The organism is Streptomyces sp. NPDC127114 (assembly GCF_042677525.1).
In the GTDB taxonomy this organism is placed as follows: Bacteria; Actinomycetota; Actinomycetes; order Streptomycetales; family Streptomycetaceae; genus Streptomyces.
Window position 1 is genome coordinate 57,941 of sequence record NZ_JBHXTJ010000007.1, and the last position, 24,469, is coordinate 82,409.

The window sequence follows — 24,469 nt, forward strand, 5'->3', positions numbered from 1 at the left end:
CACCTCCACGGTCCCGTGTCGGCGCCGCCAGGAGGAGGTGTAGCCGGCACCCGTCTGGGCCGCCTGGTGGTGGCCGGACCACACACCCTCCCCCGGAAGCCCGCGGCAGGGCCCTCTCACCGGCCGGACACCGGTCCGCCGCCGTTCCGATCCGGGGCCGCGATACCCCACGGGGGGATCTGACAGACTCGCCGCACGGCCTTTGACCGGTGTGACTATCCGCCCGGAACATCAACGTGAGGCAGCACGGGCCGGGCTCCGGTTAATGCCCCAGGCCGGGGACCGCGCCTGTGCGCCTCGTTTCTCTTCCGGCCTTCGGCCGCCTGGCGTTCGCGCCCAGTCCGCTTCGGGTCCGCTTCGGGTCCGCGCCCGCTTGCGGTTCGCGCCCGGGTCCGTTCGTGTCCGCTTCGGGTCCGCGCCCGGTGCCGGCTCCGCGTCGGTCGCGCCGCCGTCTGCGCCTAATCTGGCCTCATGGGATTCCGCGCACAGCTACCCGTCGTCGGGGCCGTCGCCGTCGGCGGCGCACTCGGTGCCGCGGCCCGCTACGCGGCGACCCTCGCCTGGCCCACTCCGGCCGGCGCCTTCCCCTGGACGATCCTCACCGTCAACGCGGCCGGCTGCGCGTTCCTCGGCGCGCTGATGGTGGTCGCGACCGAGACCGCCTCACCGCCCCACCCGCTGCTGCGCCCCTTCCTCGGCACCGGCGTCTGCGGCGGCTTCACCACCTTCTCGACCTACACGCTCGACACCCAGCGGCTGCTCGCCACCGGCGACGCCCCGCGCGCCCTGCTCTACCTGGGCGGGACCGCGGTCACCGCGCTCGCCGCCGTCTGGGCGGGCGTCGTCGCCGCCCGGGCCGCCGCCGCGCGAAGGAGGCCGTCATGACCCGGCTCGCGGGCCCCGCGCTGCGCCTGACCGTCCTCGTCGGCGAGAACGACACCTGGCACCACCGGCCGCTGTCCACCGAGATCGTGCACCGCGCGCACGCCGCCGGACTCGCCGGGGCCTCCGTGTTCCACGGCGTCGAGGGCTTCGGTTCCTCCGCGCTGGTGCACACCGCCCGGCTGCTCTCGCTGGGCGAGGACCTGCCCGTGGCGGTCCTCGTCGTGGACACGGAGGAGCGCGTACGGGCCTTCCTGCCGGAGGTGGAGGAGCTGCTCACGGACGGCGGGCTCATCCTGCTCGACGCCTGCGAGGTCGTACGGTACGGCCCGGCCGGGGCGACACCGCGGCCGGACGGGGCCGGTGACGGGGCCGGTGACGGGAACGGGGAGAGGGCCGCGGACGGGAACCGGGACGGCAAGGACGACGGGGGCCGGGAGCCGCGCGGGTGAACTGGCTGCTCGTAGTCGCGGGCGCCGCCGTCGGTGCGCCGCTGCGCTACCTCACCGACCGCGCCGTCCAGGCCCGCCACGACTCCGTCTTCCCCTGGGGCACGTTCACGGTGAACGTCGTCGGCTCGCTCCTCCTCGGCCTGCTCACCGGCGTCGCCTCCGCCCGCGTCGGACTGCTCCTCGGCACCGGTCTGTGCGGCGCGCTCACCACGTACTCGACCTTCTCGTACGAGACGCTGAAGCTGTACGAGACGGGCGCGCGCGGCTACGCGGCGGCCAACGTCCTCGGGAGCATCGCGGCCGGACTCGGCGCGGTGTGGCTGGGCGTCACGCTCGCGGGCACCCTCTAGGGGGCGTCCGGCGGCCGCGTGGCGTCCTCCTTGGGGGCCGGTTTCCGCCAGCCCCCGCTGACCTCCTTGACCGCCTTGTGCGGGAAGCGGCGCTCCGCGTACTCCTTCGCGGGGGAGCCGGGCAGGACGTACAGGGTCTCGGCCTTGTCCTGGAGGGGCCGCAGAACGGTGTTCATGAAGTGCCGGCGGTCGTCGAGGTACGGCCCGAGGACGTCCTCGCCGGCGGGGCAGACGGCCAGGCAGTAGGCGGCCTTGTAGTTGGGCTTGAAGGCCAGGCTCTGCCACATGGAGGCGTTCTCGGCGTCGGTGACCCGGGAGCGGAAGTCGGCCGCGTCGGCACTGTCGGCGACCGTCTGCACGTAGTCGGTGAACCCGGCCATGAACTCGCGGTAGTTGTGCGTCGCGCACGCCAGGAAGTCGAAGTCGCCGTCCTTGGAGATCGCCCCGACGGGGCAGGCGGCCACGCACAACTTGCACTCCACGCACGGGTTGTAGTCGAGCGCCTCGCCGTACGAGGAGACCTCGGCGTCCAGGAGGACGGTCGCGAGCAGGACGAAGCTGCCGAAGCGCGGATGGATGACGTTGCGGTGGAGACCCATCACTCCGAGGCCGGCCGCCACCGCGACCGTCTTGTGGGCGACGACCCAGATGCGGCCGGGGAAGTCGTCCATCTCCATGGGGAAGGTCGCGGAGGGGTTCACCGCCCGGTATCCGGCGTCCTGCAGTTCCCGTACGACCGTCCGGGCCGCGTCGTTGACGATTTCGCCGGCCCGGTGGAACTCGTGGTTGGCGACGCTGCGGGCCGCCGAGCGCACGTCGTCCCGGTTCATCCGCACGACGAGTGAGACGAGCGTCCGCGTCCCGGGCAACGCGCCTTCCGCGTACTCCCGTTCGCCCGCCAGATCGGGATGGTCCAGGCTCACGGCCGCCGCGTCGTCCGCACCGGCCCGCAGGCACAGCTCGCGCAGCCAGTCGGCGTCGACCACCGCGGGAGCGGTGCCGTTGCCGGAGTCGGTGCCGGTGCCGGAGTCGGTACCGGAGTCGGCGTCGCGGGCGGCGAGCACGGCGCGTACGGACGGGTGGTCGGCCAGCCGGGCCGGAAGCTTCTTGGCTGCTCCCATGGAACGCCACGCCCCCCTAGGGTGTGTCAGTTTGATTTCTGGACACACTAGGGGGGTGGTGAGTTGGAAAACAAGACCGACTTGTGGGGGAGGGAGCGCTGGCGAGGTCAGGGGCGGCGGCCCGGAAGGAACAGGGCGGGCACGAGCGCCAGGGCGAGCAGCGCCGCCGCGACCGCGTACGTGATCCGGAAGCCGGCCGGGTCGGTGCCCGCCGCGCCGAGGACCACCGAGCACAGCGCCGTACCGACCGACGCGCCGAGCTGCGAGTTGATGCTCAGTGCGGTGCTCGCCGCCGCCATCCGCTCCTTCGGCAGGTTCCGGCTCGCGGTGGTCATCGTCGGCATCAGGACCATGCCCGCGCCCACGCCCATCACCATCGCCGCGCCGACCACCCGCCAGGCCGCCACGCCCGCGACGCCGGTCTGCAGCGCCGAGAGCCCCATGCCGAACGCGGCGAGGGCGACACCCGCCGGGATCAGGCGCCGCGGCGAGGTGGTGTCGATGCGGCGGGCGGCGATCTGCATGGTCACGCCGACGGCGATCCCGATCGGGGCCGCGAGCAGTCCCGCCGCGCTCGCGCTGAACCCGCGGGCCGCCTGCCAGTACACCGGACCGAGCAGCATCGAGCCGAAGTAGCCGCAGGTGAACAGCGCGAGGGTGCCGATCCCGGCCGCGAACGTGCGGTCGCGGAGCAGCCGCAGGTCGAGCAGCGGCTCACGCGCCGTCAGGGCCCGCCGCACGAAGCCCGCGACGAGGAGCAGACCGGCCGCGGTGGGCAGCAGGACGCCGGGCGAGGCGAACGCGCCGGCCGCCGCCGCTCCCTCGCCGCCGCGCGCGAGCCCGTACAGGAGCAGCGCGAGCCCGGGAGAGAGCATCAGCAGACCGGGGACGTCCAGACGCGGCGCCGGGTCGCCGGCGCGCGGCGCGTCGGGACGCAGCAGCCGTCCCGCGAGCACCAGCGCCAGGGCGCCGAGGGGCAGGTTGACCAGGAAGATCCAGTGCCAGGAGGCGACGTCGACGAGCCAGCCGCCGAGCGTGGGCCCGACCACCGGGCCGACCAGGATGGGCAGTCCGCCCAATGCCATCGCCCGTCCCATCCGGGCCGGGTCGGCGGCCCGCATCACCATCGTCATGCCGACCGGCATGAGCAGTCCGCCGCCGAGGCCCTGGACGGCACGGAAGGCGATCAGGCTGGCCGCGTCCCAGGCGAGCGCGGCGAGCAGGGAGCCGAGGGTGAACAGGACGAGCGCGGTGAGGTACGTGCGCCTGGCGCCGATCCGGCCCATGGCCCAGGCCGCGGTCGGGATGACGGCCGCGAGGGCCAGGGTGTAGGCCGTGGCGGTCCACTGGATGGTCTCCAGCGGGGCGAGGAAGGCCTCGGAGAGGCTGCGCAGGGCCACGTTGACGATGGTCATGTCCAGGACGGCCATGACGGAGCCCAGGATGGTGACGGCGAGGACTCGGTTGAGCGGCGTCCCGGCGGCACCGGACGGGGACGGGGACGTGGACGCTCGTCCGCGTTCGGGCCCGGGCCCGGACCCGAACGCGGACGCGGGTCCGGGCCCGGGCGTGGATGCGGTGGCGGTGGCGGGTGCGCCGGGGGTCGACGTGCGGTTCGGGAGGCGGGCGTCGTCGCGGAGTTCGGTCTTGCTCATGACGGCAGCCCTCTCAGACCTGGTACGGCAGTTCGGTCCGGGCGGTACGAAGCGCCCGCCCCCACCACGCGAGCTGGCCCAGCATGCCCTTGGCGGCGCCCTCCGCGACCGTCGCGTCGCGCGGCTCGCCGTCCTCGCCGAGCGCCGACCACGGGCCGTGCAGGCTGACCGAGTCGCGCACGGTGGTGGCGTGCAGCTCGGCGAAGACCAGTCGGAGCTGCTCGACGGCCCGCAGGCCGCCGCCGATCCCGCCGTACGAGACGAAGCCGACCGGCTTGGCCTGCCATTCGGCCCGGTGCCAGTCGATGACGTTCTTCAGCGCGGCCGGGAAGCTGTGGTTGTACTCGGGCGTGACGACCACGAACGCGTCGGCGGCCGCGAGCCGCGGTGTGACCTCGGCGAGGGCGGCCGCCGCGCGCTCGCCGGGCCGGCCGCCCCAGGCGGGCATGGCCAGCGGCAGGTCGACCTCGGCGAGGTCGATCACGTCGAGCTCCAGGCCGCCGTGCCGCTCCGCGATCCCGGTGAACCATCCGGCGACGGCGGGTCCCGTGCTGCCGTCGCGGACGCTGCCGACCAGGACGACGACGCGCAGCGGTGCGTGGGTCCCGACGGTGGTTTCGGACATGACTGTTCCCCCTCGACGAGTGGCCGGGACGCCCGGTGCGTCCGGCAACACCAGGAAGGTACAACGCTCGTTGTAGAAAGTGCAACGTGCGTTGTAGTTGAGGGGTGGTCGCGCGTAAGGTGCAGGCATGAGCAGCACCAACGACGCCTGGATGGAGCGGGCCCGGCGCGAGGTCCCGCCCCGCAAGCTGGAGAAACAGCTCGCCATGGTCCGCGCGGCCTGCGCGACCTTCGGCCGCGAGGGCTACGCGCGCGCCTCCGTCGACGCGCTGGCCGCCGCGGCCGGGGTCTCGACGCGCACGCTCTACAACCACTTCCCGGGCGGCAAGGCCCAGCTCTTCCAGACGGTCGTCACCTGGACGTCCAACCAGGTGCGGGACGCCCAGCTCACCCGGCTGAACGCCCTCGTGGACCCCGAGCGGCCGCCCCACCCCGACGCGCTCGAACGCGACCTGGTCGCCCTCGCCCGCGCGTTCACCGACCTCATCGCCGAGTACCCGGACCACTTCGCCCTGGTCCGCCACATCTCCGCCGAGGCCGACCACGTCCCCGCCGAGGTCCGTGAGGCCTGGCAGGAGGCGGGGCCGGCACCGGTCGCCGCCGCGCTCACCGCCGCGTTCACCGCGCTCGCCGACGACGGCCTCCTCGACCTTCATGGCGACGCCCCGCTGGCGAGCGGCCACTTCCTGGCCCTCACCTCGGCCACCGTCCTGCAGCGCTCCCACTACGGCGTCCTGCCGCTCGCGGAGACCGAGACCGAACGCCTGCTGCGCGGCGGCGTGGCGGCCTTCCTGCGCGCCTACGGCTACCGGCGTACGGGCGGCAGGTAGACGCGCGGGCCGGGCCGCGGACCGGCGGCGGCAGCCGGGGCGACGACCAGCGAGAAGCCGTGGTTCGCGGCCACGGACCGGATGTGCTCGGCCGACAGGGAGCCCGGGCGCTCCAGCGTCAGCGCCGGCAGCCCCGCCCGGCCGCGGCCGGCCGGGCGGTGGAAGGACACGATGCTCACCGACACGGGCGCGTGGTGCGGATACCGCCGCCGTGCCGCTTCGTCGTCGCGATGCGCCAGGATCCGTACGCCGGGCTCGTGCCCGAAGTCGCGGACGGCACCGTCACCGCGCCAATGGGGCAGCTCGCGGGACCGGTTGGCCGAGGTGACGAAGAGGAAGCCGCCGCTGGGACGGGACTTGGGGCCGGCCTTGGGGCCGGGCTCGGCCCGGGGCTGGGTGTGAGGCTCGGCGTGGTGCTCGGTGCGGGGCTCGGCATGGGGCCTGGTGCCGTGTGCGGGCTCGGGTTCGGGCCCGGAGCGGATCCGGTCGAGGGCCGCGGCCAGGAACTCGTTCGACGGGCAGAGCCGGCCGGGGGTGATGACCTGTACGGTCCTCACCCCGTCCCGTACCGCCGTCAGATGCCCGGGCAGCCGGTCGGCGGCCGGCCCCCGGAAGCCGAACGGACCGAGCTCGTACAGCTCCTCCATCAGCGACCACACCTGCCTGCGGGGCAGTTCGGCGGGCAGCCGGGTCCAGTCGAAGAGGCCGGGGACCAGGGACGGCACGGTAGTGACGCTGCCGGGCTGCCCTTCCGGGCGGCCCTTCAGCCGGTTGACCCGCGCGACGGCCTCCGGCTCGGGACGGGCGGTCAACGCGTAGAGGCCGGCGAAGCCGTGCAGCACCGCGCGTCCGTCGGCGAGTTCGTCGGCCGCGCGGCGTACGGCGGCGGGTTCGTCGAGGAAGACCGCCGAGGCCGCGTCCGGCGCTGCCGCTGAAAGCGCGCTCGCTGCCGGGGAATCCGTATCCGTGCCGACCCCCGTCATCAACGCCGTCCGCTGTTCAACCACCGTCGCACCTCCGCGTGATCGTTTACGGCGTGCAACGATTCCGGCCTGATCCGGTCACAATCGTCACTGACGGTCACGGCCGGTCGAGGTGGGGTGTCGCTACGGGAACACGGCCTCGCGGAAGGCGTCGCGGACGGCGGTTATCGGGCCCGTCGCGCGCGTGAAGTAGAGCTTGTTGGTGAGGAGTACGGCCCAGCGCCCGCGCGTGGGGCTGACCCACATGCCCGTGCCGGTGAAGCCGTAGTGGACCCAGATGTCGTCGCGCGCCGTGGTGCCGGGCGCGAGGTGCCAGAACAGGCCGCGCGGCGGTACGAGTCGGCCGGTCCGCACGCGGAGCGATTCGGCCGCCCACTCCGCGCCGAACGGCGGCCGGACCGGGTCGAGCACCTGCCGCAGGAAGCGCCCCAGGTCGCCGGTGGTGGAGAAGGTGCCGGCGATACCGCAGGCGCCGCCGAGCAGCCGGGTGGAGAAGTCGTGCACGGTGCCGCGGAGATGGGCGCCGGTCTCCTCGTCGTACTCGGTCGGCGCCGCCCGCGCGGCCAGCGGCGCGGACAGCGGCCCGTACCGCGTGTCCGTCATGCCCAGCGGCTCCCACACCCGGGTCCCGGCCAGCTCCCGCAGGGACGTTCCGGTCAGGAACTCGGCGAGGTAGCCGAGGACGAGCGCGGCGCGGTCGGTGTACTCCACCGCCTCACCCGGCCGCCGCCGCAGCCGCTCGCGCAGCACTCCGTCCCGTACGTCCTGCGGATCGGTCCCGTACAGGGCACGGAGGTTGGCGCGCAGCGGCAGCCCGGCGGTGTGGGTGAGCAGCTGGAGCGGAGTGACGTCGCCCAGCGCGTGGGGAGCGGCCTCGGGCCAGAACTCGCCGATCCTCACGTCGAGTCGGAGCTTGCCGCTCTCGACGAGCGTGCCGACGACCGGCCAGACGGCGATGACCTTGGTGAGACTCGCGAGGTCGAACAGCGCGTCGCCGGCGCGGACGGGCCGCTCCCCGGGCGCGAGCGCACCGACGCCCCCGCCCGCCAGCCTCCCACCGGCGTCACCGACGGCCCACGCGGCCCCGGGATACACCTGCCCGCGGACCCCGTTCTCCAGAAGCCGCTCGATACGGGACGCGGCGACGGTCGTGTTCACATCAGCTGTCTACCCGCCGGACGGCCCTGACGACCGTGCCGCCCTCCGTGCCCTCGGTGTCCGTAACGGCGCGTACGGCGGGGACGAGGAGGCTGTCGCCGTGGGCGGCGTACCAGCGGGCGAAGGTGAGCTGCTCGGGCAGCCAGGTGACGGGCAACGGCTCGCCGCCGACAGACCCCCGCGGCCCCCGCGGTGATCTTCGCCGGCGGCCTGCGGGCCCTCCGTCCGTTTCCGCCAGATCCGCTCGGCCCGTCCCCGCCGGCCCCGATGTGCCTACGATTCCCTCATGGCTCCACGCGACGGCACCCCTGACGCCACCGGCGCCCACCAGCGCACACCCGGCGCCCGCGAACTCGACGCGGCCGCACGCGTCTTCGCGCTGCTCGCCGATCCCACCCGCCTCCACCTCGTGTGGCTCCTGTCGCGCGCCGAGTCGGACGTCAGCGCGCTCGCCGGGACGGTGGGCGCGGCCCGGCCCGCCGTGAGCCAGCACCTGGCCAAGCTGCGGCTCGGCGGGCTCGTGGAGTCCCGCAAGGAGGGCCGCCGGGTGGTCTACTCGCTGCCGGACGGCCATATGAAGCGGCTGGTCGTCGAGGCCATCAGCCACGCGGACCACCAGGTGACGGGCGAACCCTGGCACGACTGACGCCCGCCTGGCCTGCGGCTGGCGCCCGCCCGGCGTACGGCCGAGACCCGCTCCCGGCGGTCGATGACGCCTGACCGGCGAACGGCGGGCGGCCGAACCGGGCCCCGACCCGGCGGAGGCGGGGCCGGGCGAGGTAGAGCGGCCGGGTCGGGCGAGGTGGACCCGGGCCGGGCTAGGCCGGCCGGGCCGGGCGAGGCTGACCCGGGCCGGGCGAGGCCGACCCAGGCCGGGCGAGGCCGACCCGGGTCGGGGGCGTTCAGCGCAGGGTGAGCGAGGTCTCGGCGGCGACGCGCGTCAGCTTCTCGGGATTGCGCACGAAGTAGATGCCGGCGATGCGGCCGTCCTCCACGCGGGCCGCCATGACCCCGTCCAGCTCGCCGTCGACCCGCACCGCGAGCGCCGGGCTTCCGTTGACCGTCGTGGGCGTGCAGGTGACCGTGACCCCCGCCTTCGCGGAGCCGCCGAGGTAGAAGCGGACGAAACTGTCCGCGCCGACGATCGGCTGCAGCGCGGCGCGCTTCACGCCGCCGCCGTCGCTGACGAGCACCACGTTCGGGGCGAGCACGTCCAGGAAGGCCTGCGGGTCCCGCGCTTCGAGCGCTCGCCGGAACGACTCGAGGACCGCCCGCGCCTTCTCGGGGGAGACCCTCGTACGCGGGCGGCGGGCGTCCACGTGCCGGCGGGCGCGGTGGGCGATCTGGCGGACGGCCGCCGGCGTCTTCCCGAGAGCCTCGGCGATCTCGGCGTAATCGACGTCGAAGACCTCGCGCAGCACGAACACCGCGCGTTCCGTCGGTGCCAGCGTCTCCAGGACGAGCATCATCGCCATCGACATGCTCTCGGCCAGCTCGACGTCCTCGGCCACGTCCGGCGCGGTGAGCAGCGGCTCGGGCAGCCACTGGCCGACGTACGCCTCCCGGCGGCGCTTCAGGGAGCGCAGCCGGTTGAGCGCCTGCCGGGTGGCGATCCGTACGAGATACGCGCGCCGGTCCGTGACCTGCGTCAGGTCGACCTCCGACCAGCGCAGCCAGGTCTCCTGGAGGACGTCCTCGGCGTCGGCGGCCGAGCCGAGCATCTCGTACGCGACGGTGAAGAGAAGGTTGCGGTGGGCGACGAACGCCTCGGTCGCCTCGTCCGTACCGGCGCGGTCGTCGTCGTCCATGTCCGGGCGTTCTCCTTCGGTCCTGTGAGTGATCAAATGGGCTGCCGAGACTACGACTTGACGGCGGCCGCCGTCAGCAGCTCGCCCCGGTCGGCCCCTGCCGACGGCTCGCGTCCGACTCCCTTGGCTCCCTCGGCTCCCCTGGCTCCCTTGGCTCCCTTGGGCCAGCTGTGCGAACCGGGCTCGCGGGCCTCCTTCGCGAGGTGCTTGACGCTGAACTCGCAGGACATCTCCTTCAGCTTGGCCCCGGCGCGCCCGCCGACGTACAGCGGCAGCGCGGTGTCGTCCTTGCGGGCGAGCTGGAAGACGGCGGAGCCGCGTCCCAGGCTGATGCACATGGCGGAGAAGGAGAGGTCGACGGGCTCGGGCCGCTCGCCCGCGAGGCGGTGCAGCACGGTGTCGGCGGCGTGGGCGCCCAGGCAGCCCGCGGCGTAGGCGCTCATCCGGAACGAGCGGTCCGCCGGGGCCGCGGAGTCCCCGGCGGCGACGATCCGCTCGTCGTCCACGGAGGTCAGGGTCTCGTCCGTGAGCAGGCGGCCGGCCGCGTCGGTGCTCAGTCCGCTGCGCGCGGCGAGATCGGGCACGCCGAACCCGGCGGTCCAGATGGTCACCGCGCTCGGCAGCGTACGGCCGTCGCCGAGGTGGACGGCGTCACGCGTCACGGCCACCACCCTGGCGCCTTCCGGCCCCTGGGACCCCTGCGAGCCTTCTGCCCCCTCCGAGCCCTTCGACCCCTCCGTGCCCTCCGTGCCGGAAGCTCCCAGGACGGTCACGCCGAGGTGTGCCAGCCGCTTGACCGCCGTACGCCGGGCCCTGGGGTGCAGGTACGGGCCGAGCGTGCCGCCGCTGACGAGGGTCACCCGGCGGCCCTGCTGCGCGAGTTCGGCGGCGGTCTCGATGCCGGTCGGGCCGCCGCCGACGACCGTGAGCGGCGCCGAGGCGGGCGTGGCGTCCATGACGGACCGCAGCCGCCGCGCCTCCTCGAGGGTGGCGACCGAGTGGCTGAACTCGGCCACTCCGGGCACGCGCGGGGCGGCGCTCGCGCTGCCCACCGCGTAGATCAGGTGGTCGTAGGAGAGGGTGCCGCCCTCCGCCAGGACGACGGTGCGCGCGGCCGCGTCGATCCGCGTCACGCCGTCGACGACCAGCCGGACGCGATCGGCGAGGACGTCCCGGTACTCGACGACCGCGTCGTGACTGCCACCCACCAGCTGGTGCAGCCGGAGCCGCGGGACGAAGACGGGGCGCGGGTTGACCAGGGTCACGGTCACGTCGTCGCGGCGGGTGAGCCGGTTCGCGGCCATCACGCCGGCGTACCCGCCACCGATCACGACGACGTGGGCGCCGGCGCGGACGGCAGCGGGGGAGGTGCTGCGGGTGCCGGCGTCGGCGTCGTCGTGGGCGGCGTTCCGGGCGGCGGCGCTGGTGTTGTCGGCGGCGGCGCTGGTCTTGTCGGTCATGGTGTCCCCTCCGTCTGCCGTGTTCCGTCTTCGTCACGGGTTCGGCATCAAGACACCGGGCGGCCGTCAGGCGTGACAGAAAGTGACCCAGGTCACTTCCCTCCTCCCGCTCGTCGCCAGATCACCGCCATGCCGAGCGCCAGGACGCCGAGGGCCGCGACCACGATGACCACCTTCAGTGCGCGGTCGAGCAGCAGGTGTTGGAGGAGGCCGGAGGAGTCCGCCGCCGAGAGGCCGGTCACCACCGGTCGCTCCGCCGTCGCGCCCCGGCCGCCGTTCCGCGGCCGTCGGTGAGCCGTCGCGTGGCGGCGCGCAGCCCGGCCCGCAGTACGGGATCCACGTACGGGCGCACGTCGTCCAGCCGGCCCTTCCTCCTGAGGGTGACGGCGACGGCGAAGGCCAGCAGCGCGAGGATCACGAGACCGCCTGCGACCAGGCCGAACCTGATGAGCGCGAGATTGAGGTACGTCTCCACGAGGAACCCTCCAGGGTTGTATCACGACCGTGATAAATCCTTTTCTATCACAGGCGTGATAGAAAAGCGCCATGCCCAAGTACGTGGATCCCGAGGCCCGCCGCCGCCTGGTCGTCGACGCGCTGTTCCGGGTCGTCGTCCGGGAAGGCCTGCAGCGCGCCTCGCTGCGCACCGTCGCCGACGAGGCGGCGCTCAACATCGGTTCGCTGCGGCACTACTTCGCGAGCCAGCAGGACCTGATGCGCTTCGCGATGCGGTCGATGCTCGACCGGGTCGGCGCACGGCTGCTCGCCCGGATCGAGCGCACCGGAGGGCTGGAAGGGCGGCCCCGCGCCGATCAGCTCGCCCTCGCCGAGGGCCTGCTGGCCGAGCTCCTGCCGCTCGACGAGCAGCGCCGGGCCGAGGTCACCGTCTTCCTGGACTTCAACACGGCCGCCCGCACCAACCCGGCGCTCGGAGACCTGTCACGCCAGGCCGCGGAGGGAACGAGGAGCCTGGTGCGCCGGGTGCTCGACCGGCTCGACGCCTCGGGCGTCCTGCGCCCCGGCCTCGACCTCGATGTCGAGTCCGAGCGGCTGACGGCACTCCTGGACGGCCTCGGCCTCGGCGGCGTACTCCAGCCGTCGCTCGTGGAACCGCGTACCTGCACCGAGGTGCTGCGCGCCCATCTGGAGGGCCTGGCCGGTCGCGAAGGGACGGAGACCGGCGGGGAAGGGAAATGAGGGGAGGGGGCGGGCGGCGGCGGGGCCGCCGCCGCTCAGCGGCGGACGAACGTACGGATGCGGTAGCGCAGCCCGGTCGTCGAGGTCGCCCAGTCAGAGTCCCGGTCCCGGTCAGAGTCCCGGTCCCGTTCAGAGTCCCGGTCCCGGTCAGAGTCCCGGTCCGAGTCCAGGTCCCGGTCCGAGTCCTGGTCGGTGACCGTCCACGTCGCCGCGTCCAGGGTCGGGGCGTAGGTGTCGCCCTCCACGGTCACGTCGACCTCGGTCACGGAGACCGTCGTGGCGTACGGCAGGGCGGCACGGTAGATCTCTCCGCCGCCCATCACCCACACGGCAGGCGCGGTGGCGGCGGAAGCCTCGGCGGTCGCGAGGCCGGCGGGCTCGGGGGCGGCGGCCGTGGGCTCGGCGGCCGTGAGCTCGGCGGTCGCGGGGCCGGCGGCCGTGGGGCCGACGGTGGTGGGCTCGGCAGCCGTCGGCCCGGCAGCCGTCGGCCCGGCCGCGAGCGCGAGCGCCTCGGGGACGGATCCGGCGCGCTCGGCGCCGTCGGCGGCCCACAGGGGATCGCGCGTCACCACGATGTTGCGCCGGCCGGGCAGCGGGCGGAACCGTACGGGCAGCGAGTCCCAGGTCTTGCGGCCCATGATCACGGGACGGCCGACCGTGGTGGCCTTGAAGTGCGTCATGTCCTCGGGCAGCCGCCACGGAATCGTGTTCGCGACGCCGATCACTCCGTCGTGGGCCTGTGCCCAGATCAGCCCGACGCCCATCAGATCGCGACCTGGGCCTTGATCGCCGGGTGGTGCTGGTAGTTCAGCACCTCCACGTCGGAGCGCTCGTAGGAGAAGAGCGAGTCCGCGGGGTGGAGCTTCAGCTCGGGGAACGCGTACGGAGTGCGCGAAAGCTGCTCTTCCACCTGCTCGACGTGGTTGTCGTAGATGTGGCAGTCGCCGCCGGTCCAGATGAAGTCGCCCGGCTGGAGACCGGCCTGCTGCGCCACCATGTGGGTCAGCAGGGCGTAGCTGGCGATGTTGAACGGAACCCCGAGGAACAGGTCGGCGCTCCGCTGGTACAGCTGGCAGGAGAGCTTGCCGTCCGCGACGTAGAACTGGAACAGCGCGTGGCAGGGCGCGAGCGCCATGCGGTCGAGCTCCGCGACGTTCCAGGCGGAGACGATCATCCGGCGGGAGTCGGGGTCGCGGCGCAGGGTGTCGAGGATCTCGCTGATCTGGTCGATGTGCCGGCCGTCGGGGGCGGGCCAGGAGCGCCACTGCACGCCGTAGACCGGCCCGAGGTCGCCCTTCTCGTCGGCCCACTCGTCCCAGATGGTGACGCCGTGCTCGTGCAGCCAGCCGACGTTGGAGTCGCCGCGCAGGAACCACAGCAGCTCGACGACGATCGACTTGAGGTGCACCTTCTTGGTGGTGACCAGCGGGAACCCCTTGGAGAGGTCGTAGCGCAGCTGGTGCCCGAACACGCTTCGGGTGCCCGTCCCCGTCCGGTCGGCCTTGGCCGTACCGGAAGTGAGCACGTGCCTCAACAGATCTTCGTACTGGGTGTCCGCCACGGTGCCCGAGTCTAATGCCCGCTTCCGGCCGTTCTCGTCCGCCCCACGCGCAGGCGGCGGCGCGGTGCCGTACGTACGACCCCTCGTCCGCATACGTCAATAGGTGCGCAATCGCGCACGCATCGATTACGGTGGAAGGACCGTGCCCGGTAACCCGTGGTCCGTGGCCCGTGCCCTGAGACCCGGTGCCCCGAGCCCCGAGCCCTGCGACCCGAGACCCGTGCCTCGTGCCTCGTGACCCATGCCCCGAGACCCGTGAGGTACCCGTAGCCGACCGAGGGATGCCGCATGCTGTCCGTCCTGAGGAACCGCACCTATCGCCACCTGTTCACCGCCCAGGTCGTCGCCCTCGTCGGCACCGGCCTCGCGACCGTGGCCCTGAGCCTGCTCGCCTACGACCTCGCCGGGGGCAACGCCTCCGTGGTCCTCGGTACGGCCCTGGCGATCAAGATGGTCGCCTACGTCGGCACGGCCCCGCTCGTCAGCGCCTTCGCCGACCGCCTGCCCCGCCGGGCCCTGCTGGTGGCCATGGACGTGACCCGCGCCGGCGTCGCGCTGACCCTGCCGTTCGTCACGCAGGTGTGGCAGGTGTACGTGCTGATCTTCCTGCTGCAGGCCGCCTCCGCCACGTTCACGCCCACCTTCCAGGCGACCGTCCCCGAAGTCCTTCCTGCGGAGCGCGACTACACCAGGGCGCTGTCCCTCTCCCGCCTCGCCTACGACCTGGAGAGCCTCTTCAGCCCCGCCCTCGCCGCCGCGCTGCTCTCCCTCGTCTCGTACGAGTGGCTCTTCACCGGCACCGCCGCGGGCTTCGCGGCGTCCGGCGTCCTCGTCGTCTCCGTGCTGCTGCCCAGGCCACGCCCGGTCGAGCGCGCCGGCGGCGCGTACGCGAAGGCCGCCTTCGGGACGCGGCTCTTCCTCGCCACCCCGCGCCTGCGGGCTCTGCTCGCCCTCGACCTCGTGGTCGCGGCGGTCGGGTCCATGGTCCTGGTCAACACCGTCGTCCTCGTACGGGACACGTTCGGCCGCTCCGCCGGTGACGTCTCGCTCGCCCTCGGCGCGTACGGTGCCGGATCCATGGGCGTGGCCCTGGCGTTGCCCCGCATCCTGGACCGCGTCGGCGACCGCACCCTCATGCTGCCGGCCGCGTTCGTCATGACGGCGGTGCTCGGCGCCTTCGCGACGGGGCTGGCGGCGGGGTGGGGTACGGGGGGACCGGGTACGGCGGGTCCGGGGGAGCCGGGAGGTACGGCGGGGCCGGGGGCGCCGGGTCCGGGTACGGCGGGACCGGGGACGGCCGACCCCTGGGCGTGGGCGGCCCTCCTCGTGGCCTGGCTGCTCATCGGAGCGGCGACCTCGGCGATCCTCACCCCCGGCGGACGGCTCGTACGACGCTCGGCCGGAGCGCCCGACCTGCCCGCCGCCTTCGCGGCCCGGTTCTCCCTCACCCACGCCTGCTGGCTCCTCACCTACCCCCTGGCGGGCTGGCTCGCCGCCCGCGCGGGCCTGGCCGTCGCGGCGGGCGCGCTCACCGTGATCGCGCTCGCCGCGTCCCTCGCCGCCGTACGGCTGTGGCCGAGGACGGACCCCGCGGAACTGGAGCACGCCCACCCCGAACTGCCCCGGGACCACCCGCACCTGGCGGGCGCCGGACGGAGCCACACGCACGACTTCCACATCGACGGCCTGCACCCGCGCTGGCCGCCGGCCCGGGACGGGGCCGGCGCCAAGGCCGCCTGAGCTCTGCCCTCTCTCCCCGCGGGCTCCCCCCGCACGGGCCCCCGCGGGCTCCCCCCGGACGGGCCCCCGCGCGGGCTTCCCCCGGCGGGCTCCCCTGGGGTGAACCCCACAGGCTCCCCCCGGGCTGAACCCCGCGAGCCCTCCCCCCGGGGTTCAGCCGAGGGCCGCCAGCAGTTCGTCGCACGCCTCTGCACAGGAGCGGCAGGCCTCCGCACAGACCCGGCAGTGCTCGTGCATGTCCGCGTGCGAGGCGCACTCGTCACCGCACGCCTTGCACGCGACCGTGCAGGCCCTGAGCAGGGCGGCGGTGACGTCAGCGTTGTAGCCCGTGTGGCGCGAGAGGACCGCGGCGGTGGCGTTGCAGATGTCGGCGCAGTCCATGTCGGTACGGATGCACTTGGTCAGGTCACCGACCATGCCCTCCGACAGGCAGGCGTCCGCGCACGCGGTACACGCCTGGGCACAGGCGATGCATGCCTCGATGCAACGCGTGAGCTTGTTCTGATCGATGCTCCCGAGATCGGCCGGGTAGGTGGCGAGCATGTCCTTGACGGTGCCCATGACGATGACCTCCCTCTGTACGGGCGGGCCGGAGCCCCCACGCACCGCCCCGGCCACGCCTCACACCCCGCACCTTCAGCCTCCGACCGCACCGCACCACCCGCAAACGCGCGGGAACGGACGAGGCCGCCCGAGGCGCGGGGCAGTCCCCTCATCAGGGGCCGACGTACTCGTACACGCCTCCGTGAGGGTGCCGCAGGACCGCACGGTGGCCGTTGGGGGTGGGCTGCGCCGGCATCACCACGGTGGCACCGGCCGCCACCGCTTCCTCGACGGCGCCACCCAGATCCGCGACCGCCAGGGTGGCGCCGACTCCGGCGACCCGCTGCACCGCCTCGTCGGAACCGCAGTACAAGAGGAAGGGGCCGACGCTCGCCAGACTCACACCGCCGAAGGCGAAGCGACCGGCCGTCTCGCCGGTCAGCCGCTCGTAGAACGGGACGGCCGCCTCCAGGTCGTCGACGCGCTGTCGTGCGATCACCGAGTCGATCTTCATCGTCATGCCGGAGCACCTCATCTGGGTCAGGGTGTCGTCGGACACCGTCATGCTGGTCGGAACGACCTCGGGGCCTGGCGGCGGGGCAGGGCGAATTCGCGTGGCCCTGCCCTCTTTCCCGTCCCCCGGTCGGTCGCGTCATGGATATGACGATTCCCGAGGCGAGAACGTGACAGAGGGACAGGAGGGAGAAGACCGGATCGTCGGCTGACGGCTGACGGCTGACGGCTGACGGCTGACGGCTGACGGGCTGACGGGCTGACGGGCTGACGGCTGACGGTTGACGGCCCACGGCCCACGGCCCACGGCCCACGGCCCAAGGCCCAAGGCCGACGGCCACAAGGCCCACAGCCACAGGGCCCGCGGCCACAAGGCCGTCCGCTGTCAGTGGCGGCTGGCACCATCCCCGCATGGAACTCGCAGACCCGCTCGACGGCTTGGAAGCCCACCCCTGGGCCTCCACCTCCCATGCGTACGGCAGCGCGGAGGCGATCCCCGACCTGCTCCGGGCCCTGACGGACACGGACACGGATGCGGCCGCGTCGGACGAAGCGCTCTCCGAGCTGTACGGGAGTCTGCTGCACCAGGGAACGGTCTACGCCGCCAGCGCGGAAGCGGCTCCGTTTCTCGCCGGGATCGCGGCCGCCGGGCACCGCACGGCCGACGTCCTGGCGCTGCTCGGCGGCATGGCGGAGAGCGAGGACGAGCACGGCGTGGCGCCGGGCAGGGTGCGGGCGGCCGTGGCCGGGCAACTGACGGTGCTGCTGCCGCTGTTGTCCGATGACGATCCGGCCGTCCGCCGGGCCGCCGCCTGGGCGGTCTCGCACACCCGCACCCCCGGGACCGTGCTGCCCGCCCTGCGTGCCCGGTGGGCGAAGGAAACCGAACCCGACGTCCGCGCCGAGGTACTGGCCGGGATCTCTCGGCTCGACCCGCGGCACGGAGCGGCCGAGGCGGCTTCCGTCCTGGACCCGTCACAGTCCGCCGTCGTGCGGCTGGCCGCTGTCTTCGCCTGCCTCGACGCGGGCGCCCCGTGGAACGAGTCCCTGCAGGCGGCGATGCTGTCGCTTCTGCCCGCGGATTGCCTGCGCTCCGAGTTCGACTTCGAGCGCGGCGAGCCGCTGGCCGCCGTCGTGGAAGCCCTGCTGGACCGCGACGACGAGCCGACGCGGGAGGCGGCGTTCGCCCTGGTCCGCGCCGCTCTGCGGGACGGCCGGGCCGAGGTCCGGTCCGAAGGCCTCTGGGCCGCCGACCGTGCCTGCATGCTGTCGCGCAGTGCCGCGCGGCACCTGGTGGAGAGCTTGCGGGCAGCGGCTCTGGACGAGGCGGCGGTGCTCCGCATGGCGTCTCTCCTGGAACGGCTGGCAGGCGCCGCCGAACCGGCCGCGGACGTACTCGTCCCGCTCGCCGGCCGGAACCCGGACCAGGAGGACGATCACGCCGACCGTGCTCTGGCCGCGCTCGTACGCGTCGCGCCGGACCGGGCCGCCCCGCTCCTCGCCGCCGGCCTCGGGCGCCGCCCGCGCGCCCTCGACGCGGCGACCGGACGGTGGGGCGCGAAGAGCGGACGGTGGGGCACGGAGAGCGGACCGTGGGAAGCGGTGAGCGCCGCCTTCCCGTACCACGTAGGCCTTCTGGACGCCGTCCGCCGCCGCCTCTCGCGGCCCGCGACCCTCGGCGGCAACGAACCCGCGCAGCTGTGCGCTCTGTTGGCGGGCTGGGGCGCCGAGGCGGCGGCCGCGCTACCGGAGTTGTCCGCGGCGATCCCTCACCTTCCCGGCCCGGCCTGTCGCGCACTCGCCTCCGTTGCGGCCGATTGCGCTCCGTCGGACCGCGCCGTGGCCGTCGCCGCGCTGCGGGCGGCTGCCCGACGCGGGGTCCTCGCGGCGGCGAAGGCCCTGGACGACCTCACGGACGATCCCGCGCTGCTGCTGGGATGCCTCGAACAGGAACTCGGGGGCGGTGGCTGGGACGTGAGCGATGCCGCCGGGATCGCGGCCGGTCTCGGTTCGCGAGCAGCGGTTCTGGCGCCCCTCCTCCGGGGAGCGCTCAGTGACCCGGGCACGTGCACCACACGCGCGCTGGACACGGACACGGCCCTCGCCGAAGCGCTGTGGCGCGTGACGGGGGATCCGGACCCGGCGGTCGCCGTCCTCGCCTCGGTCTTCGACCGTGCCGCGCAGAGCCAGTGGACGCGTTGGTCCGTGGCGAGGGCCGCCAGGGCGACCGCGCTCCTCGGCCCGGCCGGTCGTTCGCTCACCGCCAGGCTGGAGGCGGCCCTCGACGACCCGGCCCAGGCGCCGGCCGCGGTGCTGGCCCTCGTCGCCGTGTCGGACCCCGCCGCTCTGGACCATGCCGCGCTCGCCTCGGCCGCCCTGGCGTCGGCCGAGGCGGACGCCGACCCGACGGGTGCCTGCGACGCCCTGGAAGCCCTCGGGGGCGCCGCTCTGAACGCCGACCACCTGAGCCGGCTCGCGGCCCTCGCCGACGGCGACGCCCGGGTGATCCGCTCGGGCGTCGAGCCTCACATCATCCGCCAGGACGAAGCCTTCCGAGCCCGCGCCATGACGCTCCTCACCACGTTCAGGCAGACCACGGAGTCCTGAGCGCACCCCCGTGAGCGCTGTCTCACCCCGCGGGACCGACGCAGCGCGCTCCTCTTCGGGAGGTCTTTCGGAGAGACGCTGCCGTAGACCGTCCTTGGCCGGTTCCAGCCGCACAGATCAAGCCACCCGGACCCCTGTCCCCGACCCGCCCGCTCCGACCGAAAACCGCCCCTGACCAGCAAAAAGACCCTCCCGAAGGAGGGTCCCGGCGTTGCGCCCCCGGCAGGACTCGAACCTGCGGCCAAGTGCTTAGAAGGCACCTGCTCTATCCGCTGAGCTACGGGGGCCGGTGGTGGTCGGGTCAAGGATAGGGGTCCCATCGGCCTGGCCCGGTTGCTTCACCTGCGTGGCACGATGTGGAGGTTCGGTGAAGCGGTCCGATAATCGCAGGCAGGTGCGATTCGTGCAGCGCTTTTCGCGCCACTCGGGCCGGGTGTTGTGCAGTCGTTATGCCCAGGGCCCCCGGCTACATCCGTTCGGTCGGCGCGCAGAGCCCCAATACGCTTCAAAAAGGCTCCAAAATTGGGCATTCTTCGCATGTGGTGACCTTGGACGAACGGCCTCAGCTGATCGACGCACTCTCCGCCCTGCGCGACCGTGTCGCCGCCGTGCGTCTCCCTCTCCCGCTCCCCGGCGCCATCCGTGCCCGGCAGACCCGGTCCGAGCTGCTCGCCCAGCTCGACGACTACCTCGTGCCCCGCCTGAAGGATCCCGACGCGCCGCTGCTCGCGGTCGTCGGCGGGTCCACCGGGGCCGGGAAGTCCACGCTGGTCAACTCGCTGGTGGGGCGGCGCGTCAGCGAGGCCGGAGTGCTCAGACCCACCACCCGCACGCCCGTCCTGGTCTGCCACCCCGAGGACCACCACTGGTTCGCCGGCATGCGCGTGCTGCCGCAGCTCACCCGCGTCTGGCTGCCCCAGCAGGATGACGACCACCCCGAGGAGCCCCCCGAGGACAACGCCCTGCGCCTCGAGACCGCCGCCACCCTCCCCCGAGGGCTCGCCCTCCTCGACGCGCCCGACATCGACTCGCTCGTCGTCGAGAACCGGCTGCTCGCCGCCGAGTTGATCTGCGCCGCCGACATCTGGGTCATGGTCACCACCGCGTCCCGCTACGCCGACGCCATCCCCTGGCACCTCCTCCGTACCGCCAAGGAGTACGACGCCACCCTCGTCACCGTCCTCGACCGCGTGCCCCACCAGGTCATCACCGAGGTCTCCCGGCAGTACGAGGCACTGCTCGCCAAGGCCGGCCTCGGCGACACGCCCCGGTTCACCATCCCCGAACTGCCCGAGTCCACCGGCGGCGGCAGCGGGCTCCTCCCCGACAACGCCGTCGCCCCCCTGCGCGGCTGGCTCACCCACTGCGTCCAGGACCCCGCCGCCCGCCAGCAGGCCGTCGGCCGGACCGCCGCTGGGGTGATCGACTCGCTCGACACCCGCATGCCCGAGCTCGCCGGGGCGGTCGCGGCCCAGTACGCCGCCGCGGTACGACTCGGCGGCGCCGTCGAGGCCGCGTACGAGGAGCAGGGGCGGCGGGTCCGCGAACAGGTCCGCCGCGGCGCCGTACTCGCCGGTGACGCCCGCACCCGCTGGCGCGGCTACCCCCGCGACAGCTCCGCCGACGAACTCCTCGACTCCCTCGTCGAGTCCCTCGCCGCGCTCGTCCACTGCGCCGTCGCCGCCGCCGACGAGCGGGTACGGGACGCCTGGCGCCGCGAGCCCGCCGCCGGCGCGCTCGCCCCGGGCGCCGCACCCGCGTGCCCCGGCATGGACGACGGCAAGGACGCCGGCGAGCGGATCGCCATGACCGTACGGCACTGGCGGCGCGTCCTGGAGGAGATGGTCGAGGAGGAGGTACGGGAGATGGAACGCCCGGCCGCCGCCCGGGGCGGCAAGCGCGCGGCCGCCGCCGCGGCACCCGACACCGGGACCGTCACCGCGCTCCTCGCCGCCGTGCTCCTCGGCGGCCGCCGCACCCGCGCCGCGGGCGACCGGCTCGCCGAACTCCTCGGCGCCCAGGGCGCCCTGCGGCTGCGCGACAAGGGTGGCGAACTGCTCGCCACATGCCTCGACCGCGCCCTGCACACCGAACGCGACCGGCGTCTCGCGCCCCTCGACGCCCTCGACGTGACCCCCGAGCCGCAGGCCGAGCTGATCGCCGCGCTCTCCGTCCTGCAGAAGGAGAAGTGACGCCCGTGGAGCCAGTGGATGTGGCCGACGCTGCCGGTGGGGTCGGAGGGTTCGGGGAGCCTGGGGGGCCTGGTGGGTCCGGTGGGCCTGGTGGGGGCGGGGGGCTCGGGGGGTCTGGTGCACCTGCTGGGCCCGGTGGGCCTGGGCCAGGGGGAGCTGCTGGGCCCGGTGGGCCGGGTGGGTCCGACGGTGCCGGGGTGCCCGGTGGATCTGGTGGGTCCGGTAGGGCTGGTGGACCCAGTGGGTCCGGTGGTGCCGGTGGATCTGGCGGACTGGGCGGGCCTGGCCGACTGGGCGGCCCTGGCGGGCCTGCAGGACCTCAGCAGTCCGACGGGCCCGGCGGGCCTGAGGGACTTGACCGACCCGCCGCGCGCGATGCCGCACGGGGCGCAGCAGGCGCCGCCGATGAGGTACGGGAGTCTCCCGGCGCGAAGGAGCGCGACGGAGGGCGCGAGGGCATGAACGACGGCATGCACGACGGGGGCCGCTGTGGGGGCCGCCAAGGGGGCAGCGACCGCGACCGTGACGGCGAACGCGACCGCCGCCGGGGCTCCGACCGTGACCCTGCAGGGGGCCGCAGCCCAGCCCCGGCCAGCGCTCCCGCCCCTGCCGCAGCGCCCGCCCCCGCCTCAGCCCCGACCGGCGCCCCCGCCCCCCACTTCGCCCCCGCCCCAGCCCCGGCCAGCGCGCCCACCCCTGCCGCAGCCCCAGCCCCGGCCAGCGCTCCCACCCCCGCCCCAGCCCCTGCCCCGACCGGCGCCCCCGCCCCCCACTTCGCCCCCGCCCCCGCCCCGGCCGGCGCTCCCGCCCCCGCCCGCTGGGACGACGGGCTCATCGCCCGTCGTGCCGCCGAGCGGGCTCATCCCACCCACGAGCCGCCCGTCGGCCCCTCCTCCAGCGGGCCCGCCGGCGGTCGCGATGCCGATGACGTCGACGGCGGCGACGGCGGCGACGGTGGCGTCTTCCCGCCCGTGGGCGGCGCCTATGGCGGCGCCCTGCGTACCCGTCTGGACGCCCTTCACGAACTGGTCGGGCTGTCCCGTACCCGAGTCGAGAACGAGGCCCTCGCCGAGGCAGGGCGGGTGCTCGACGAGGCCGCCGCGCGGCAGCGGCTCTCGGCCCGGCACACCGTCGTCGCCATCGCCGGGGCCACCGGCAGCGGCAAGTCGGCCCTCTTCAACGCCCTCGCCGGCGTCCCCGTCTCCGAGACCGGCCTGCGGCGTCCCACCACCGCCGCGCCGATCGCGCTCAGCTGGTCCGAGGGCTCCGCGGGCCTGCTGGACCGGCTCGGCATCCCCGGGCGGCTGCGCCGCAGGCCGCTCGCGGGCGGCGCCGGCGACGCCGACCTGCAGGGTCTCGTCCTCATCGACCTGCCCGACCACGACTCGGCCGTCACCACCCACCGCGAGCAGGTGGAGCGGCTGCTGGGCCTGGTCGACGCGGTGATCTGGGTGACCGACCCGGAGAAGTACGCCGACGCCGCGCTCCACGAGCGCTATCTGCGACCGCTGGCCGGGCACGCCGAGGTCACCTTCGTCGTCCTCAACCAGATCGACCGGCTCGGCACCGAGGCCGCCGACCTGGTCCTCGACGACCTGCGCCGGCTGCTCGACGAGGACGGCATGGCCCTCGGCGAGCACGGCGAGCCGGGCGCGACCGTGCTCGCCCTGTCCGCGACGACCGGCGAGGGCGTGGCGGAACTGCGCGAACTGCTCGGCCGCTTCGTCCAGGAGCGCACGGCGCCCGAGCGGCGTCTCGCCGCCGACGTGGACGCCGCCACGGCCCGGCTGCGGCCGGTGTTCGTCGCGGACGGGCGGCCCGGGCTGGGGGAGCGGGCCCGGGAGGAGTTCGCCGACCGGCTCGCGGTCGCGATCGGCGCGCAGGCGGCCGGCGAGGCCGCCGAACGCGTCTGGCGGCGCAACGCGATCCGCGCCTGCGGGACGCCGTGGCTGCGGCTCTACCGCTGGTACGAGCGGGTCCGCACGCACGGCAGCACCGATCCCCGCCTGGAGAACCCGGCCGAGGACGAGCTGACCGCGCGTCAGCGGGTCGAACAGGCGGTGCGGATCGTCTCCGACGAGGCCTCGCGCGGCCTGCCCGGGCCGTGGGCCCAGGCGGTGCGGGAGGCGGCGCTGCGCGGTGCGGACGGGCTGCCGGAGGCGCTGGACGAGCTGACGGTGACCATGGGCGACCCGGCGGCCCGGCCGCCGCGCCCGGCGTGGTGGCCGGCCGCGGTCCTCGCCCAGGTGGTGATGACCTTCCTGCAGATCTTCGGGGCGCTGTGGCTGGTGGGCCAGATCGTGGGCGTCGTCGAGCCGCTGCTGTGGCCGCCGGTCCTGATCATGGTGGCGGGGATCGTCGGCGGTCCGCTCGTGGAGTGGGCGTGCGCGGCGGCGGTACGGGGGCCGGCCAGGCGTTACGGGCAGGACGCCGAGCGCAGGCTGCGCGAGGCGGCCGCTGCCTGTGGCAGGTCCCGGGTGCTCGACCCGATCGCGGCGGAGCTGATGCGCTACCGGGAGGTGCGCGAGCAGTACGTCACGGCCTCGGGTGCGACGCGGGTGGCGAGCCGGGTCGCCCGGTTCGGCGGCACGCGCTTCGGGCCGGCGCGGGCAGGTGCCGGCCGGGGGAGGTGAGGCGGAACGCCCCCTTCGGGTGGCCGAGTTGTCCACAACCACCCTGTTGTCCACAGGCTTCGGCGGGTTTTCCCGGTTCGGTCCAGCATGGATCCCGTGAAGGACGAACGGGCCGACGGCCGACGGCGAGGAGCCGAAGGCCGGCGGTTCGAGCGCCGAT

24 protein-coding genes and 1 tRNA gene are annotated in these 24,469 nt (G+C 74.3%); 10 read left to right on the forward strand and 15 right to left on the reverse strand.

The genetic code is table 11. From position 1 onward, the window contains the following. Positions 1-471 precede the first annotated feature (471 nt). Genes crcB (ACFVGS_RS09660) through crcB (ACFVGS_RS09670) form a run of 3 tightly spaced genes read left to right on the forward strand, consistent with a single transcriptional unit; the run spans position 472 to position 1,684 of the window. Positions 472-885, forward strand: a complete 414-nt coding sequence (gene crcB / locus ACFVGS_RS09660; protein WP_384415382.1) for a fluoride efflux transporter CrcB — start codon at positions 472-474, stop codon at positions 883-885. Continuing rightward, entirely contained in the window at positions 882-1,334 is a 453-nt protein-coding gene (locus ACFVGS_RS09665) for a DUF190 domain-containing protein (RefSeq protein ID WP_384415385.1), read from the forward strand. The genes crcB (ACFVGS_RS09660) and ACFVGS_RS09665 overlap by 4 nt, the downstream gene beginning before the upstream one ends. Next, on the forward strand, positions 1,331-1,684 hold the full coding sequence (crcB, locus tag ACFVGS_RS09670; RefSeq protein ID WP_384415388.1) for a fluoride efflux transporter CrcB: 354 nt from the start codon (positions 1,331-1,333) through the stop codon (positions 1,682-1,684). Before ACFVGS_RS09665 ends, crcB (ACFVGS_RS09670) begins: the two co-directional genes overlap by 4 nt. Here crcB (ACFVGS_RS09670) and ACFVGS_RS09675 read toward each other — a convergent pair. The 3 genes from ACFVGS_RS09675 to ACFVGS_RS09685 form a co-directional block, all read right to left on the reverse strand. After that, on the reverse strand, positions 1,681-2,805 hold the full coding sequence (locus tag ACFVGS_RS09675; protein WP_385692015.1) for a 4Fe-4S binding protein: 1,125 nt from the start codon (positions 2,803-2,805) through the stop codon (positions 1,681-1,683). The genes crcB (ACFVGS_RS09670) and ACFVGS_RS09675 overlap by 4 nt on opposite strands. A gap of 107 nt (positions 2,806-2,912) precedes the next feature. Further along, positions 2,913-4,460, reverse strand: coding sequence for a DHA2 family efflux MFS transporter permease subunit (locus ACFVGS_RS09680; RefSeq protein ID WP_385692018.1), 1,548 nt, complete (start codon positions 4,458-4,460; stop codon positions 2,913-2,915). Between the two features lie 13 nt (positions 4,461-4,473). Further along, positions 4,474-5,085 carry an NADPH-dependent FMN reductase gene (locus ACFVGS_RS09685; protein WP_384415398.1) on the reverse strand — a complete coding sequence of 204 codons (612 nt, stop codon included), beginning with the start codon at positions 5,083-5,085 and terminating at the stop codon, positions 4,474-4,476. A 127-nt stretch (positions 5,086-5,212) separates the two neighbouring features. Between ACFVGS_RS09685 and ACFVGS_RS09690 the strand changes: the two genes are divergently transcribed. Further along, positions 5,213-5,914, forward strand: coding sequence for a TetR/AcrR family transcriptional regulator (locus ACFVGS_RS09690; RefSeq protein ID WP_384415401.1), 702 nt, complete (start codon positions 5,213-5,215; stop codon positions 5,912-5,914). On the opposite strand, the gene ACFVGS_RS09695 is transcribed toward ACFVGS_RS09690, so the two are convergent. From ACFVGS_RS09695 to ACFVGS_RS09705, 3 genes are all read right to left on the reverse strand, one after another. Continuing rightward, positions 5,890-6,921 (reverse strand): hypothetical protein, encoded by a 1,032-nt coding sequence (locus ACFVGS_RS09695; protein ID WP_385692021.1) that lies wholly within the window; start codon positions 6,919-6,921, stop codon positions 5,890-5,892. The two genes, ACFVGS_RS09690 and ACFVGS_RS09695, sit on opposite strands and share 25 nt — an antisense overlap. Positions 6,922-7,020: 99 nt before the next feature. Continuing rightward, on the reverse strand, positions 7,021-8,055 hold the full coding sequence (locus ACFVGS_RS09700) for a serine hydrolase domain-containing protein (protein WP_385692024.1): 1,035 nt from the start codon (positions 8,053-8,055) through the stop codon (positions 7,021-7,023). Position 8,056: 1 nt separating this feature from the next. Beyond that, a complete protein-coding gene (locus tag ACFVGS_RS09705) occupies positions 8,057-8,212 on the reverse strand; it encodes a hypothetical protein (RefSeq protein WP_385692027.1) in 156 nt (51 codons plus the stop codon). Positions 8,213-8,341: 129 nt separating this feature from the next. Between ACFVGS_RS09705 and ACFVGS_RS09710 the strand changes: the two genes are divergently transcribed. Further along, entirely contained in the window at positions 8,342-8,701 is a 360-nt protein-coding gene (locus tag ACFVGS_RS09710; protein WP_384415412.1) for an ArsR/SmtB family transcription factor, read from the forward strand. Positions 8,702-8,957: 256 nt separating this feature from the next. On the opposite strand, the gene ACFVGS_RS09715 is transcribed toward ACFVGS_RS09710, so the two are convergent. From ACFVGS_RS09715 to ACFVGS_RS09730, 4 genes are all read right to left on the reverse strand, one after another. Next, complete coding sequence (locus tag ACFVGS_RS09715) at positions 8,958-9,863, reverse strand: RNA polymerase sigma-70 factor (protein ID WP_385692030.1); 906 nt, start codon at positions 9,861-9,863, stop codon at positions 8,958-8,960. Positions 9,864-9,913: 50 nt separating this feature from the next. After that, positions 9,914-11,323, reverse strand: a complete 1,410-nt coding sequence (locus ACFVGS_RS09720) for an NAD(P)/FAD-dependent oxidoreductase (RefSeq protein WP_385692033.1) — start codon at positions 11,321-11,323, stop codon at positions 9,914-9,916. Positions 11,324-11,415: 92 nt separating this feature from the next. Then, positions 11,416-11,568 carry a hypothetical protein gene (locus tag ACFVGS_RS09725; protein ID WP_385692036.1) on the reverse strand — a complete coding sequence of 51 codons (153 nt, stop codon included), beginning with the start codon at positions 11,566-11,568 and terminating at the stop codon, positions 11,416-11,418. Beyond that, positions 11,562-11,798 (reverse strand): hypothetical protein, encoded by a 237-nt coding sequence (locus tag ACFVGS_RS09730; protein WP_384415423.1) that lies wholly within the window; start codon positions 11,796-11,798, stop codon positions 11,562-11,564. Before ACFVGS_RS09730 ends, ACFVGS_RS09725 begins: the two co-directional genes overlap by 7 nt. Before the next feature lie 71 nt (positions 11,799-11,869). Here ACFVGS_RS09730 and ACFVGS_RS09735 point away from each other — a divergent pair, with 71 nt between their 5' ends. Next, the gene (locus ACFVGS_RS09735; RefSeq protein WP_385692039.1) at positions 11,870-12,520 is read left to right on the forward strand and encodes a TetR family transcriptional regulator C-terminal domain-containing protein; all 651 of its coding nucleotides are present in this window, start codon (positions 11,870-11,872) and stop codon (positions 12,518-12,520) included. Between the two features lie 35 nt (positions 12,521-12,555). On the opposite strand, the gene ACFVGS_RS09740 is transcribed toward ACFVGS_RS09735, so the two are convergent. Together ACFVGS_RS09740 and ACFVGS_RS09745 are read right to left on the reverse strand one after the other, a co-directional pair. Then, positions 12,556-13,284, reverse strand: coding sequence for a dihydrofolate reductase (locus ACFVGS_RS09740; protein ID WP_385692042.1), 729 nt, complete (start codon positions 13,282-13,284; stop codon positions 12,556-12,558). Further along, complete coding sequence (locus tag ACFVGS_RS09745; protein ID WP_384415431.1) at positions 13,284-14,081, reverse strand: thymidylate synthase; 798 nt, start codon at positions 14,079-14,081, stop codon at positions 13,284-13,286. Before ACFVGS_RS09745 ends, ACFVGS_RS09740 begins: the two co-directional genes overlap by 1 nt. A gap of 288 nt (positions 14,082-14,369) precedes the next feature. Between ACFVGS_RS09745 and ACFVGS_RS09750 the strand changes: the two genes are divergently transcribed. Next, positions 14,370-15,821 carry an MFS transporter gene (locus tag ACFVGS_RS09750; RefSeq protein WP_385692045.1) on the forward strand — a complete coding sequence of 484 codons (1,452 nt, stop codon included), beginning with the start codon at positions 14,370-14,372 and terminating at the stop codon, positions 15,819-15,821. 153 nt (positions 15,822-15,974) lie between these two features. On the opposite strand, the gene ACFVGS_RS09755 is transcribed toward ACFVGS_RS09750, so the two are convergent. Together ACFVGS_RS09755 and ACFVGS_RS09760 are read right to left on the reverse strand one after the other, a co-directional pair. Continuing rightward, on the reverse strand, positions 15,975-16,382 hold the full coding sequence (locus tag ACFVGS_RS09755; protein ID WP_384415436.1) for a four-helix bundle copper-binding protein: 408 nt from the start codon (positions 16,380-16,382) through the stop codon (positions 15,975-15,977). Between the two features lie 154 nt (positions 16,383-16,536). Continuing rightward, the gene (locus ACFVGS_RS09760) at positions 16,537-16,884 is read right to left on the reverse strand and encodes a VOC family protein (RefSeq protein WP_385692048.1); all 348 of its coding nucleotides are present in this window, start codon (positions 16,882-16,884) and stop codon (positions 16,537-16,539) included. 404 nt (positions 16,885-17,288) lie between these two features. Here ACFVGS_RS09760 and ACFVGS_RS09765 point away from each other — a divergent pair, with 404 nt between their 5' ends. Next, positions 17,289-19,484: a HEAT repeat domain-containing protein gene (locus ACFVGS_RS09765; protein WP_385692051.1), complete on the forward strand. Its 2,196-nt coding sequence runs from the start codon at positions 17,289-17,291 to the stop codon at positions 19,482-19,484. A 214-nt stretch (positions 19,485-19,698) separates the two neighbouring features. On the opposite strand, the gene ACFVGS_RS09770 is transcribed toward ACFVGS_RS09765, so the two are convergent. Then, positions 19,699-19,771 (reverse strand) — tRNA-Arg (locus ACFVGS_RS09770). A 261-nt stretch (positions 19,772-20,032) separates the two neighbouring features. Here ACFVGS_RS09770 and ACFVGS_RS09775 point away from each other — a divergent pair. Beyond that, a complete protein-coding gene (locus tag ACFVGS_RS09775; RefSeq protein WP_385692054.1) occupies positions 20,033-21,676 on the forward strand; it encodes a dynamin family protein in 1,644 nt (547 codons plus the stop codon). Between the two features lie 458 nt (positions 21,677-22,134). Then, positions 22,135-24,309 carry a GTPase gene (locus ACFVGS_RS09780; RefSeq protein WP_385692057.1) on the forward strand — a complete coding sequence of 725 codons (2,175 nt, stop codon included), beginning with the start codon at positions 22,135-22,137 and terminating at the stop codon, positions 24,307-24,309. The last annotated feature ends 160 nt before the right edge of the window (positions 24,310-24,469 follow it).